Raw genomic sequence first — 13,710 nt, 5'->3', positions numbered from 1 at the left:
ACGGATAGCAGCCCCCAAGTTTGTTTAATAATCCGTAGAAAAACCAGGCGGGCAAATAATTGAATAAAAGGTATAACTGAGCGTAATTGAGGTATAATAATACATATCCTTGGTGGTAGGATTGCCCAGTTGAATCTTTTGAGTAATGGGTACATTATCGCCCAAATCATCCAGATAATCGGTGAATAACTTACGCGTGCCAAATTCAAATTCAAGGCTCCAAGGGCGTTTAAATTCCCATTTTACACCCGCGCCAAAAGGGATATTTATTTGGGTAGTTTTGTAATCCGCTGTTTTGTTGCGTGGATTAAACTTATAAAACCCTAATCCTCCAAAAAGATACGGCGTCCAGTTTTTCGCTTTTCGCTTTTGAGAATAATTCAAAAAATTGTATTCGGTGATTAAACTTCCTTCCAAAATCGAAGACCTAAAAGACGCATTGCGGGCTTGGTTGAGCGGGTCGGCAGAGCGACTGTCTTTTGCCCCTACCAAACCAAAAGTACCGCCCGCCCGGAGCGAAACCGAAGGACTGATATTATAGCGAAACAAGGCATGGCCTGCTGGGAGATAATTGCGAGGATTAAAGGCGGGCGACAAGTCACCCTTATAATTTAATCCTCCTAGCCCAGCGCCGATATTGATGCGTTGGGCATTGACTTGTAAACAAAAGGCTCCCACAAGGAAGCCAATTAAAAGATAAGAGTTTTTGTTGCTCACAATCGCTTTCTTAACGTTAAACCTCTCAAGTATTAACGGATGGGAGGACACTTAATTTTGGATGGTAATACATAACTTACCGTAATATTGGTCAAGAGGTAGTTATCACCGCGTCCACCTCCTCGAAAATCTCCCTCTCCCCAACCATCCAGAGGAGCTGCAAATGGATTAATGCTAGGTTGATTTGGATACACAATTTGTCGGACAATATCGGTACGGTCTCTTCCAGTACGAGCGGCGATGGGCTCAATTGTACGGTTAGACATGGCGCGGGCCAGATCATTTTTCAAAACATCGGAATTAGGAAAAAGTCCACCCACATCATCCAAGTGGTCCGAGCCCGAAATACGCACTCCCCCTTCAATTCCAACGTTCCATTGGTTGTTTACACGCCAAGTAAAACCCATTCCGAAAGGAATTGAATACGTAACCAATGAGTACGGCTTAGCATAGCCTGGCTGGCCCTGCCCTTCGGTGCCGAGCGGCTGAAGTGCCACCCAATTATTGTCATATCCTGGTGCTTGCGGGGTTTTAGCTTTGGGGTTATGGGCCAAAACCGCAATACCCGCAAACAGATACGGGCTAAATGCTACTCTTCGGTTAGGGCTTCGGCCATCACCCCGTAGTTTATAGATGCCGACTAAACTGAATTCCTTAATATCATTACGAAAATGAAGATTCCGCACATAAAAATTAGGAAAAGGGTTTCCGCCCGCACCACGGTTGTAATATTCATCATCTCCCGCGAGCCGAGCCCACGTAAAACCCAGACGAGCCGCCAAATGAGGGGTAAAATTTCGCGTGTACCCCGCATTCACATTCCAACGCATCATCCTGAATACCGACCTTACTGGAGTTCGATAGGGCGCTAGTTCTCCCAAATAAGAAGAAGTTCCCAAGCCAAAACTCACGGTTGAATACTGTTCAAAAGGAGTTTTACGGCGTTGAGCTTCCGAAGCATACGTCACCAGTAGCGTAAACAACAGGGTGCCGACAAGTATTTTGAATTTCATTCGCTTTACTGATTTATGCGTGACTTTGATTCAACGCAAAAATGATTGTATTTATTGAATGGCACTACAAAAATCGCGCCGAGAATTAGTTTCTAGCGTCCAAACCCCAATGTAATTTGGTCCGTAAGGTCTGCACAAAGTTATCTTGGCTCAATTTGACCAAACGCGCCTTAAAGAGTTCTTTCTTAACCAACAAGGTGACGGTTGAATCCACAATCCTGAAACGAGAATCTAACGAGACCAGAAAATTACTGCTCCGACTTTCGACCCTGAAACTTAGCTTACTCACGTCTGGAATAATCATGGGACGAACATTGAGATTGTGCGGGCTGATGGGCGTAATCACAAAAACATCGTTGGTGGGCAATACCACTGGGCCACCGCAACTCAGTGAGTAACCCGTAGAACCCGTTGGGGTTGACACAATCAGACCATCCGCCCAATAAGAATTCAGGAACTCTCCGTCCAAATAGGCGTGTACCGTAATCATGGAAGAGGTATCCGTTTTGGTAATGGTAAAATCGTTGAGCGCAAAATTATAATCTTCAAATAAGTCTGTATCAGACAATAAACTTACCAACGTACGGTCTTCGGTTTGAAAATTCCCCTGAAAGAGCGCCTCTAGCGAATCATTAATCATGGGCGGTGAAACCGTGGCTAAAAAACCAAGGCGGCCCGTATTGATACCTAAAATGGGGATTTGCCGCGAACGCGACTGCATGACCGACTCCAGCAGGGTGCCGTCGCCGCCGATACTAAAAATAAAATCAGCATCAGGTGCACCGTGTGGGTGCGGGTAGTTCTTTTCGGTGTAAGGATTGACCCCAGCACTCAACAAAAAAGAATAAAAGGAAGAAGAAATAGAATAGTCTATTTGCTTACTCTTCAGAATATCAAACAATGCCTGTACGTAAGGCTGCGTGTCGGTTGTAAAACTGCGTCCGTGAATGGCGATTTTCATGGGTATCGCTTCGGGGATAGATTTGGACGCAAAGGTATAAGAATCCTTTTTAAGTCGACACTTAGGTTTCCAAATACCTCAGTAATAAATCCAGACGGTGCCGATCGGGGTTCTCAAGCGGCTCATTGGCATACACATTCTCAACTACATAACTGAAACGTTCAAAGGTAGCTACCACCGCCGACACTTCGGTGCGGTTAAGTTTGAGCGTGAGCGTTGCCTGATCAATATCGCCGTATTCGGCACCCGAAAAATAACTGCTGATGATTTTTACATTATTGGACTCCACCAGACGGCTGATGTCGGTCATGGAATAATCGCGGTTAGACATCTTAAGCACCACTACCGCTCCCGCTTCCTGCGCGCCCAGCAGTCCGGCAAACTTGGCCATCATGTCGGTTACGACGATTGTGCCAGCGTAGAGATTATCCTCATCCAACACTGGAACAGTATCTAACTGGTACTGATTGGCAATGCCTATGACTTCATAAATGTGCTGAAATAGATTGGCGTGGACAGGATTAGGTGGCAAATTAAGTTCGGAAAGTAGCTTCTCATCGTCCGGAAAGTTCAAGAGTGTATCCTCACTCAAAAGCCCTTTGTATACTTCATTTTCCACTAACGCTAATTGCCGAATGCCATATTCGTCCATTAAGTCAACCGCTTGCCCGACCGAGTCGTAAGGTCGTAAAACGGGGGTAGCGGGGTTGATAAGTTCTTCGGCCAGCATGGTTGATGTGTGATTTTTCTGAAAACTTAGAAAAGTTATTTAAAGTTTCCAAAAGTATTTTGAGATTTTATTGATAATGAATCAATAGATGAACAAAAAAAAAGGTGTTTTCATTTTTTTTCACCCCATAATAAGCGATTCGTTTTCAATGATTTTACATTTTTACGACCACCAACTCCACCCGTCGGTTACGACGACGTTCGCTCTCTGAGGTTCCCTTCGTCACGGGGCGCGTCGGCCCAAAGCCTTTGGCTTCGATACGTCCCGCGTCAATCCCTTTGCTGACGAGGTATTGCTTGACGGCATTGGCTCGGTTTTGAGAAAGCTCCATGTTTTTGTCAAAATCACCCAGATTGTCGGTATGTCCTTCCACCCGAATTTCCATGGTTGGGTTTTCACGCATGAGCTGTGTCAGGCGATCCATCTCGGCAAATGAAGACGATAGTAAATCGAATTTAGAAATGTCAAAATAGATATTATTGAGGGTAATCGCCTCCCCAATCGCTACAGGATTTAACACAATTTGGTTGTCTATTTCTTGCCCTCCTTTGGCCTGCGTCAGGTCAAACGCGCCACTGCTCGGAAAATATCCCTTCGCCGTTGCCACGTAAGCGTATTTGTTTCCCGCATCCAAGTTAAGTCGGAACCTTCCTGACGAGGCCGACAACTGCATGGAATCCAGCCCATTGCCCTCACTTGGCACTACATAACTGATTCGTGCTGAAATAGGCTTTTGGGTTTTTGCATCCACCACGGTGCCACGCAAGGTTACTAATTGCGGCGCGGGTATAGCCTCTTTTTTAGGTTCAACAGGCGGCGGAACATCCTTGGGCTTTTCGGCGATAACAGGGGGCTCCTGTTTTTGAGCTTCGGGGACGGGTTGCTTTTTGGGCAATGGCCGCTTCGGATTCCGAACATGAACACTGAAATAGTTCCAATACCTTTTTGTTCCTTGGTCACGTCCTTCAAACATGTCAAACACCTCAATACCTGGTTCTAATCGCTCAAAATAAACAACAAATTTAACCATATCACCGGGTCGTATTTCGCGCTTTTGGGGGGCTACGGGAATACCCTCTGCTTTGACAAATCTAAACTTGCGCCCAGCATTTCCGGGCTCATACAATCGACAATTAGGGTCAATTTCAATTTCTTCGTTTGAACTGCGTCTCCCCAAAATCATATCCTCCAACGAACGCGGATTCGAACTGTAATCAAGGGTAAAATAGAGGATTGTGAAGTCCTTGGTCAATTCCACTTTTGTGATATTGACATAGGGTTGAGATTGTTGCTCCACATAAGGGCTCAGGGTGGTAATTTTTTGCGCAAAAGCCCCTCCCGAAAGCAGCAACAAGAGGCCTAAAAGATAGTATAATCGTTTCATGGTCAGATGAGATAATCTTGTGGATAATCTTGCCCGAAATAACGCCATTGAAGAGCGATTAGTGCGGAAATACTGTTAAAAATAGTTAATACCTCGCCATTCAACGTTGCATTTAGACCAATTAAACAAAAAATCTTGAAAGTGTCAAAAGATAATTAGACATTTGTCTAATTATTTAATTCTATGAACAACCTATTTCGTGCCCTCAATGACCCTACCCGAAGAAAAATTCTCGAAATATTGCGGGAAAAAGATTTTACTGCGGGCGAAATTGCCGATAAGTTTGAAATGACCAAACCCAGCATTTCGCATCACTTAGATTTGCTGAAACAGGCCAAACTCGTTACTGCCGACAAACAAGGACAATTTATCTATTACTCACTAAATACCACCATTTTAGATGAACTTCTAACGTGGATTTTTACCCTAAAACAACCATGAAAAAGTCCCTTAACTACTTAATGTTGGCAGCCATTACCGCGCCGCTGATTTATTTAGCTTTTGTCTGGAATCAATTGCCCGACATTGTTCCTACGCACTTTGGCCCCAGCGGAAAACCCGACGCTTTCGGGCCTAAATGGACGCTGGGCATCCTGACCGTTGTGTCAATCGGGCTCTATTTTCTCATGCGCAATGTTCCTCACCTCGACCCTCGTCTCAATCAGGCAAGCGTATCAGAGCATTATCCCAAACTGATTCTATTGATACTCACCTTTTTGGGAGCTATTCATATCTTGATTATCCGTTCGGCACTGGAGCAAATGGCGGGAGAAGTATTCATCAACTTAGTGTTTGTCGGCATCTTTTTATTGTTGGCTGGCATTGGCAATTACCTTAACACCCTCAAATCCAATTATTTCGTAGGGATTCGTACCCCGTGGACGCTGGAAAGCGAAACGGTATGGCGCAAAACCCACCAAATGGGCGCAAAGTTGTTTTTTGCGATGGGAATTGTAGGCGCATTGGTCGTAGTTTGGCTGCCCGAAATGTGGAAAATCGTCTGGACACTTTCCTTGATTTTTGCCACTGTCATCTGGGTTTTTGTGTATTCGTATCGAGCACATAAACAAGAACAAGCCAATCGGTGACCCATTTTCCCACATCCATTTTCCTTTTACCTGTATGGGTTTGTTAGATTGTCAACAATGGTCTGACTATCGTCTGACCATAACCACATAACAAACTAATTCACTAAGCGTTAGGCTTTCGGATGCGATTGCTTGAAAATCTTCTTTAATTTTTCGATGGAATTGTGGGTGTAGACCTGCGTGGCGGCCAAACTACTGTGGCCGAGCAAATCTTTGATAGAGTTTAGGTCAGCCCCGTTGTTGAGCAAATGAGTAGCAAACGTATGGCGCAGTACGTGCGGGCTGCGTTTTTGAAGAGAAGTAACTGCCGAAAGGTATTTTTTGACAATCCGCTGAATCAGCACCGCGTAGGCGGGTGCGCCTTTATTGGTCAGAATCAGGACGTTCGTACCAGGAAACTGCTCATTTTTGAGCGCCTGATAGCTTTTTACAAGGTCGGCCAGGTTTTTATAGATGGGAATAACGCGCTGTTTGCTTCGTTTTCCCATCACTTTTAATGTGAGGTCATAAAAATTAATATCGCCATCTTTCAGCTCCAGCAATTCAGCCAAACGCATTCCTGTTCCGTACAAAAGCTCAAGAATCAAGCGGTCGCGCAGGCCTTCAAAATCAGTTCCAAACTCCATCTCTTCAAACAAGAGCAAAAGGCTTTTTTCTTCGACAAATTGGGGCAAGGGCTTGTCGGTCTTTAGCGCCGAAACCCGCAGCATGGGGTTCATCGTAATCACTTTGCAGCGCAGCAGATACCCATAAAAAGACCGCAGCGTGGCCAATTTTCGGTTCACGCTGCGGTGGTGTAATTCGGCCTCGACCAAACTCACCGCCCACCCCCGCACCATACGAAAGTCGGCTTGACTGAGTTCTGTGAGGTTGTAGGTTTTTTCCAAAAACTCCGCAAACTGCTCCAAATCTTTTTTGTACGCCGTGAGGGTGTGTACACTGAGTCGTTTTTCGACCGTGAGATGTTGGAGGAATTGATCAAGCATCGTTTGGATTTTAGTTTACTATAACGTTCTGATTCTTACATTTTTGTACCAAGACTCATCGCCGTGGTCCTGAAGCGCGATTTTTCCTTTGGCACGGGGCGTAGCATAGGTCCATTTTGTGAATTTACTTTTGGCCAATTGCGCTTTCCATTCGGCACCACCGTACTCGTATTCCACCACTTTCACGCCATTGAGCCAATGCTCCACGTGGTTGCCATTGACCACAATTTTTCCTTTGTTCCACTCGCCAGCGGGCTTGCTCACAAACTTGCTCGGGGCCTGCATGTCGTAGTTAGCACCCGTTTTTTGTTTGTCGTTGATTTTTACCATTTTACCGTTGTCGTTAAACGGCGGGTAGCCTTCATCGTCAATCACCTGATACTCAGGCCCTGAATAGTACGGCGGGTGCGCGGGGTCTTCGATTACTTTATACATGACACCGCTGTTGCCTTTCGGTTTTACTTTAAATTCAAACTCCATTTCAAAGTTTTCAAATTCAGCATCGGTTACGAGGTCGCCTGATTTTCCGTGGGTCATCAATGCCCCACCCATCACCATCCAGCCACTCACGCCCGTTTTGCCATAACTATGCCAACCAGCCGTGGTTTTACCGTCAAACAGGTTTTTCCAAGGTCCAGGTTTGGAAGCGTAAGAAAAAGTAACCGCGCCAACTAAAAAGGCACTCATTAAAATGCGAAGACTTTTCATGTGCATTTGATTGATTTTAGTTTTATTGAAAAAGGGAATACATTCGTCTAATTTACTCATTTTTGACGAGCAACGGCTACCCCAATCTTAGAATCTGCCGTTCCGTAGTACAAAAACCACTTGCCCTTATACGACGCCAGCCCTTCCACAAAACACACCTGATTGATTTGGCCCGTAATTTCGTAGGGGCGGTCGGGTTTGATAAAATAATTTTCAGAACGGTCGTTCAACTGCGCGGGATTTTCGGCATCAAATAAAAACTGACCCGCGGCATAGGCGCCTTCGGGCAGGGTGGGGTCGCCCGTTTGGGCGTAATTCATGCCGTTGTAAATCAACACAATTCCTTTTTTTGTCAAAAAAGCAGGCGGCCCCGACTCCAGCAAACGTGAATCATGTTTTCCGGGGCGCGTTGATGCCACCGCCACGCAGTTTACATCCGACACATTTTGGGGCTGATACGCAGCATCTTTGGGTTTAGTACTTGGATACCAATTGATTAAATCATCCGAAGTAGCCACGTAAAGTTGGGCTTGGTCGCCCCAGTACATCCAATATTTCCCGTTGATTTTGGTAGCAATAAATCTATCTCCCACTTTCTTGCACACGATTGCGCCCGATTTTGACCAAAAATCACGGTTTCCTTTGATAAAATTATTAAACGCCAAACCGTGTTTTTGCCACTTGACCAAATCTTGCGAGCTTGCCACACACAGGCGCGCCTTGTCGCCGTCGTAGGAGGTATACGTCATTACGTAGCGCCCGTCTTCGGTCTCTACAATGCGCGGGTCTTCGCAGCCGCCTTCCCACTCGTATTTTTTCATAAAATCATTGTCGGGATAAAACACCGGCTCAGGCATTCTTTTAAAATGAACCCCATCGCTACTAACGGCCAATCCTAGACGAGAAGTACCCGCATATTTGCCCACTTTATCTTCGGCCCGATAAATCATGTATACTTTGCCATTACGAACCACTACGGCGGGATTAAACACATCTTTTTCTTCCCAACGAACGGTTTCTCCTCGCACCGGGCACGCAAAGGTTGTGTTGGACTTAGCCTCTAAAATCGGATTGGCGGCGTCCATTTTTTGAAACGGTCCCAACATCCAAGATTGTGTTTTTTGGGCAAAAACAAGGGGAGAAATAAGCAGAAGCAGCAGGATTTTTTTCATAAATTAAAGAAGATTGGAACACAAACAAGAAAGGGTTAAAAGTATTGATAAACAATCTCTTAACCCTTTCTTTATTTTGATTTATTTATCTAGTCAAAACACAACGAAGCCGCCCCAAGCAAGCCAGCATCATTGCCCAAAGTGGCGCGTTTGATTTCGAGGTCTTTCAGGTAATACGGCGTCAACCAATAGTTGAGTTGTTTGGTCACGGCAGGAATAATATAATCAAACGAAGCCGACAAACCACCACCGATAAGAATCAGCTTAATGTCCAAAATCCGAATCATAGACACCAGCCCATCGCCTAGCATCTCTCCTACGGCGGTCCAAATTTGAAGCGCCAATTCGTCGCCTTCGGCGGCAGCGGCCACTAAGCCCGTGGTAGAAATGGTCCCGTCATCGGGCAGTTGAGTCGCACCAGTGTACGTCCGACGCATTTCGTTGGCTAAATCCAATAATTCCTTCTTGCCGATGTTGCGTTCGAGTACTTTCCCGTTACGCGAGGGAATATGCCCTGGCTCCATGGCATTTCCATCACCACCCACAAACACTTTACGGTTAATAATCGCGGCACCACCTACGCCCGTGCCAAGGGTGATGAATATATAATTTTCGTTGATTTTTTCTTCGGCAAAGTAGAATTCTCCCAGAGCCGCTGCATTGGCGTCATTTTCAAGAAAAAACTGTACACCTGCAAATCGTTTTGACAGATACTCCACCAACGGAACGTTATCAATTTCGGGAATAGCCGTAATTTCTAACGGAACGGTCCGGTTTCGGTTAATCATTCCCGGCAATCCGATGCCTACTTTCTTTACGTTTGGATATTCGTGCAACTGAATCGCGATTGCGTCACCGAGGCGTTCCTCAAAGTGTCCTGACTGGCGCCAACTGGTAGTATCGTGGCTATAAAAATTTGAAATTCGACCGCTTTCTGTGTCCACGACACCCATTTTGACGTTGGTTCCGCCCACGTCAATACCCAAATATTGTTCCATTTGAAAATATAAATCGTTATCAGTTAGTGGTTAATAGTACAAGGCTAGGTGCAAAGTACTGATTTAACGCGCAAAAATCCTAAACTTAAACAATATCTCCCAATTGCGGACGTATCAAAATTTCTTCTACCACCGCTCCCGCCGAAAGATGGTACGCCGACCAAATTGCTTCCGCAATATCTTCAGCCTTTATAAACCGTTCGGGCGGCAATTCTACTCCTTCCCAACTTGAAGTAAACGTGGCCCCCGGCAAAATAGCCGTCACTCGAATTCCTTTGGTTTTGAGTTCCTCCCTGAGTACTTTGGTGAAACCGTAAAGGGCAAATTTGGCAACACAATACGCCCCTCCGTTGGGGTAAGCCGTGATGCTCGCCGTTGAGCACAGCGTAAAAATATGGCCTTTTTTGCGCTCTTTCATCCCTTCTACCAAGCCTCCCGTCAGATAATGAGCACTGTACAGGTTGATTTCCATCATTTGCTCTAAGGTTCCTGCGGGTGCTTCGTGGATTTGGCCGGGCACAAAAAGCCCCGCGTTGTTAACAATGATCTCGACGGGTCGGTTGAGCGCCGCAATAAATGTCACAAACGCTTCTACTTCTGCTTTGGCGGCCATATTCGCGGCTTTCACATACAGGTTTGCCGATGGATATTTTGCCTGAAGGGACCGTTGAAGGTCCAACAAATCCGACTCGGTACGGGCACAGGTGACCACGTCAAAACCACCAGCCATAAATCGTTCTACGGTAGCTTTGCCAATTCCTTTGGTTCCACTACTCACAATCACAAGAGGGTTCATCTTAAAAAAATATCATTTTCGTTAAGCAAAGGTTAAGATAAAGTTTTACTTTTGTTGGCTTTTTTGTAAGAAAAAGGTATTTTTAACTTAATATTGTTCTTTTTATAACCTTAAAAAACTTACACTTCGTCAATGAATATTTGGCACATTTGTTCTGCCATTATTACTGCTTACCTGTTGGGGTCTATCCCTTCTGCCATTTGGTACGGTGAAGCGTATTTTGGGATTGATGTTCGGAAATTTGGGAGCGGCAATGCGGGGGCAACGAATACTTTCCGGGTATTGGGCAAACGTGCGGGTACCATTGTATTGTTGATAGATGTATTAAAAGGCTGGACGGCCACCAAGCTGGCCAGTATTCTGTTTTTTCTGGAAGTTATCCAGCCCAATCAAGTTCCCACCTTCAAATTAATATTGGGTTTCGCGGCCGTTTTGGGGCATCTCTACCCCATTTTTGTACGATTTAAGGGCGGCAAAGGAGTCGCTACTTCATTGGGGATGATATTGGCCATTGACCCGCTGGTTGCTTCGGTCTGCATTGTTATTTTTGTATTGGTATTGTTGGTATCTCATTATGTATCACTCAGTTCTATCATAGCCGCGTTTGCATTTCCGATGATGTTGGTCTTGGGTATTTTTGGGAAAGCCAGCACCTTATTAATTGTTTTCGGCTTTTTATTGTTTGCGGTTGTGGTCATTACCCACCAAAAAAATATTGTTCGTCTACTCAACGGCAACGAGAGCAGAGTGAATCTTTGGGGACGTCGCAAATAGCAGACTCTCGACTTCTTCTTGCTCCTTTGTTCATAGTACTTTGCAAGTTTATGCGTTATGTTTGCGTTTGAATACTAATTTGCGTTCAAATCAGCAACCATATTCTCCAAACGATGTCTATTACCCTCATTCTTATCATCATTACCGTCGGTATTAGTTGGTACGGCTTCCAAAACCCTTCTTTCCTCGACAAGTGCTTACTGAACCCAGTTCGGGTTTCTGCCCACAATGAATACTACCGTTTTGTTACTTCTGGCTTTGTCCATGCGGACTTTGGCCACCTGATTTTCAATATGTTTAGTTTGTATTTCTTTGGAGAAGCCATGGAAATGTTTTTGGGAGGTATCTTTGGGCCAAACGGTACTTTCTATTACCTCGCGCTGTATATTTTGGGTATTGTGGTCTCCGATATTCCTACCTTTATTAAACACCGCAAAAACAGCCGCTACAACTCCCTCGGTGCGTCGGGTGGCGTATCTGCATTGCTGTTTGCGTTTATTTTATTAGCTCCGCTCCAAAAAGTCTGTTTATACTTTGCCATTTGTATCCCAGGTTTTCTGTTTGGTGCTCTTTACATGGTGTATTCCTTCTATGAATCACGAAAAATGGGCGGCCGAGTCAACCACGATGCCCACTTATACGGAGCCATCTTCGGTATTCTTTTTATGGCCTTGCTCTTCCCCGCCGCTGTACCCAATTTTTTTGAACAGATAAGTACTTGGCGTCTGTTTTAGGCTTTTTACTTAGCTATTATCTCTTTTCATCATGACCAAAATCCAAATTCCTTTTTTGCTTGCCCTTTTTGTTTCGGTGGCGTCGTACTCGCAGGACGTATCTGTCCAATACGCCCAAAGCATTACGCCCAAAGACCTCGAACGTCACCTGCGCGTCATTGCTCACGATAGCCTCGAAGGCCGAGACACTGGCTCACCTGGCCAAAAAAAGGCCGCCGCCTACGTAGCCAACTTCTTCAAATCCATTGGCTTACAACCTATTGTTACTGATAAAGACGGTTCAAAATCCTATTTCCAACCCTATGGTTTGTATCAAAAAAGCTGGGGTGAAGTTTATCTAGCGACCGAAAAAGAGCAATACGAATTCCAGCAAGATTTTTATTTGAGCGGGCTACTCAATGTGCTTTCCGAAGAAAAAGTCTCTGTGGTTTTTGCAGGCTACGGCATCGAATCCGACAAATATGATGACTATAAAAGCCTCGATGTAACGGGCAAAGCCGTACTTATCCTTGAAGGAGAACCCAAAAATAAAAAAGGCAATTACCTGATTTCGGGCGACGAAAAACCCTCAAAATGGAGCAATGACGCGATGTCGTGGCAACGTAAAGTTAGTCTCGCCACGAGCAAAGGCGCAAAATATGTGCTGATTGTGTCAAATTTAACGGGTGATGATTTTGCCAAAGAAGTAACCAAGCGCGGTGTCATGAACCAGCGTTTCAACCGACTTTCGATGAAGCCTTACACCGAAAAAACCACGGGTAACGCCGCCTTTACCATTTCGCGTGCCATGGCGCTTGACTTGTTGGACATCAAAGCCAAAAAATTGGCAAAAATCGAAAACACCATCAGCAGCAAAGGCCAAAGTTTGGCGGGTAGCCTGCCCGAGCGCAGCGTACGGGTCAAAGCCGAGCGAAAAGAAAATATCGTCATGACCGAGAACGTGCTGGGTTTTTTGGAAGGAACCGATAAAAAAGACGAGGTCATTATGATTACCGCCCACCTAGACCACATTGGTATCTCGGCCGACGGCCAAATCAACAACGGTGCCGATGATGACGGCTCAGGCACGGTGTCCATTCTTGAATTGGCCGAAGCCTTTGCCAAGGCCAAAGCCGAAGGGCATGGCCCGCGCCGCAGTATTGTTTTTATGACCGTAACGGGCGAAGAAAAAGGGCTTTGGGGTTCGGAATATTACACCTCCAATCCTGTCATTCCGTTGGCAAATACCGTTTGTGACCTTAACATTGACATGATTGGCCGCGTAGACAACGCGCATAAATCCAACCCCAATTATGTGTACCTCATCGGCTCTGATAAGCTTTCGTCTGAGCTACACGCCATCAGTGAGGAAGCCAACAAGAAATCGGTCAATTTTGACTTAGATTATACTTTCAACAATCCGACCGACCCCAACCGGTTCTATTACCGCTCTGACCACTATAATTTTGCCAAAAACAAAGTGCCTGTTATATTCTATTTTACGGGCGTACACGAAGATTATCATCGTCCGGGCGACGACGTAGAAAAGATTATGTTCGACAAGCAGTCCAAGATTGTGCAATTGGTTTTTCATACGGCCTGGGAATTATCCAACCGCGAAGAGCGCATCAAGGTCGACAGCAATAAACCATAATCGTAGGTGCAGACGT

Annotated in this window: 15 protein-coding genes; 5 read left to right on the top strand and 10 right to left on the bottom strand. The window is 45.3% G+C overall.

Translation table 11 applies throughout. The features are described 5' to 3' along the window. Positions 1–24 precede the first annotated feature (24 nt). The 5 genes from porG to NCI00_RS12920 form a co-directional block, all read right to left on the bottom strand. The gene (porG, locus tag NCI00_RS12940) at positions 25–678 is read right to left on the bottom strand and encodes a type IX secretion system protein PorG (protein ID WP_253528147.1); all 654 of its coding nucleotides are present in this window, start codon (positions 676–678) and stop codon (positions 25–27) included. A gap of 71 nt (positions 679–749) precedes the next feature. After that, positions 750–1,730, bottom strand: coding sequence for a hypothetical protein (locus NCI00_RS12935; protein ID WP_253528145.1), 981 nt, complete (start codon positions 1,728–1,730; stop codon positions 750–752). 85 nt (positions 1,731–1,815) lie between these two features. Continuing rightward, positions 1,816–2,691 (bottom strand): NAD kinase, encoded by an 876-nt coding sequence (locus NCI00_RS12930; protein WP_114459654.1) that lies wholly within the window; start codon positions 2,689–2,691, stop codon positions 1,816–1,818. Between the two features lie 61 nt (positions 2,692–2,752). Further along, entirely contained in the window at positions 2,753–3,421 is a 669-nt protein-coding gene (locus NCI00_RS12925) for a CBS domain-containing protein (protein ID WP_114459653.1), read from the bottom strand. Positions 3,422–3,575: 154 nt separating this feature from the next. Further along, positions 3,576–4,805 (bottom strand): OmpA family protein, encoded by a 1,230-nt coding sequence (locus tag NCI00_RS12920; protein ID WP_253528143.1) that lies wholly within the window; start codon positions 4,803–4,805, stop codon positions 3,576–3,578. Positions 4,806–4,988: 183 nt separating this feature from the next. On the opposite strand from NCI00_RS12920, the gene NCI00_RS12915 reads away from it, so the two are divergent. Further along, a complete protein-coding gene (locus tag NCI00_RS12915; RefSeq protein WP_253528141.1) occupies positions 4,989–5,246 on the top strand; it encodes an autorepressor SdpR family transcription factor in 258 nt (85 codons plus the stop codon). Further along, entirely contained in the window at positions 5,243–5,893 is a 651-nt protein-coding gene (locus NCI00_RS12910; protein ID WP_253528139.1) for an SdpI family protein, read from the top strand. The genes NCI00_RS12915 and NCI00_RS12910 overlap by 4 nt, the downstream gene beginning before the upstream one ends. 110 nt (positions 5,894–6,003) lie before the next feature. Here the strand turns inward: NCI00_RS12910 and NCI00_RS12905 are convergent, their stop codons facing one another. The 5 genes from NCI00_RS12905 to NCI00_RS12885 form a co-directional block, all read right to left on the bottom strand. Then, positions 6,004–6,879: a tyrosine-type recombinase/integrase gene (locus NCI00_RS12905; RefSeq protein ID WP_253528136.1), complete on the bottom strand. Its 876-nt coding sequence runs from the start codon at positions 6,877–6,879 to the stop codon at positions 6,004–6,006. 18 nt (positions 6,880–6,897) lie between these two features. Beyond that, entirely contained in the window at positions 6,898–7,587 is a 690-nt protein-coding gene (locus NCI00_RS12900; RefSeq protein WP_253528133.1) for a 3-keto-disaccharide hydrolase, read from the bottom strand. A 56-nt stretch (positions 7,588–7,643) separates the two neighbouring features. Next, positions 7,644–8,759: a glycoside hydrolase family 130 protein gene (locus NCI00_RS12895; protein ID WP_253528131.1), complete on the bottom strand. Its 1,116-nt coding sequence runs from the start codon at positions 8,757–8,759 to the stop codon at positions 7,644–7,646. A gap of 89 nt (positions 8,760–8,848) precedes the next feature. Further along, positions 8,849–9,757: an ROK family protein gene (locus NCI00_RS12890; protein ID WP_114068644.1), complete on the bottom strand. Its 909-nt coding sequence runs from the start codon at positions 9,755–9,757 to the stop codon at positions 8,849–8,851. A gap of 85 nt (positions 9,758–9,842) precedes the next feature. Beyond that, positions 9,843–10,553, bottom strand: a complete 711-nt coding sequence (locus tag NCI00_RS12885) for an SDR family oxidoreductase (protein WP_253528129.1) — start codon at positions 10,551–10,553, stop codon at positions 9,843–9,845. A 132-nt stretch (positions 10,554–10,685) separates the two neighbouring features. Between NCI00_RS12885 and plsY the strand changes: the two genes are divergently transcribed. From plsY to NCI00_RS12870, 3 genes are all read left to right on the top strand, one after another. Next, entirely contained in the window at positions 10,686–11,327 is a 642-nt protein-coding gene (gene plsY / locus NCI00_RS12880; protein WP_114459645.1) for a glycerol-3-phosphate 1-O-acyltransferase PlsY, read from the top strand. 113 nt (positions 11,328–11,440) lie between these two features. Then, positions 11,441–12,061 (top strand): rhomboid family intramembrane serine protease, encoded by a 621-nt coding sequence (locus NCI00_RS12875; RefSeq protein ID WP_166558659.1) that lies wholly within the window; start codon positions 11,441–11,443, stop codon positions 12,059–12,061. Positions 12,062–12,092: 31 nt separating this feature from the next. Beyond that, the gene (locus NCI00_RS12870; RefSeq protein WP_253528127.1) at positions 12,093–13,694 is read left to right on the top strand and encodes a M28 family peptidase; all 1,602 of its coding nucleotides are present in this window, start codon (positions 12,093–12,095) and stop codon (positions 13,692–13,694) included. Positions 13,695–13,710: the final 16 nt, after the last annotated feature.

The sequence above is a fragment of the Runella salmonicolor genome (assembly GCF_024158025.1).
Lineage (GTDB): Bacteria > Bacteroidota > Bacteroidia > Cytophagales > Spirosomataceae > Runella > Runella salmonicolor.
This window is presented reverse-complemented; position numbering and strand designations above follow the sequence as displayed.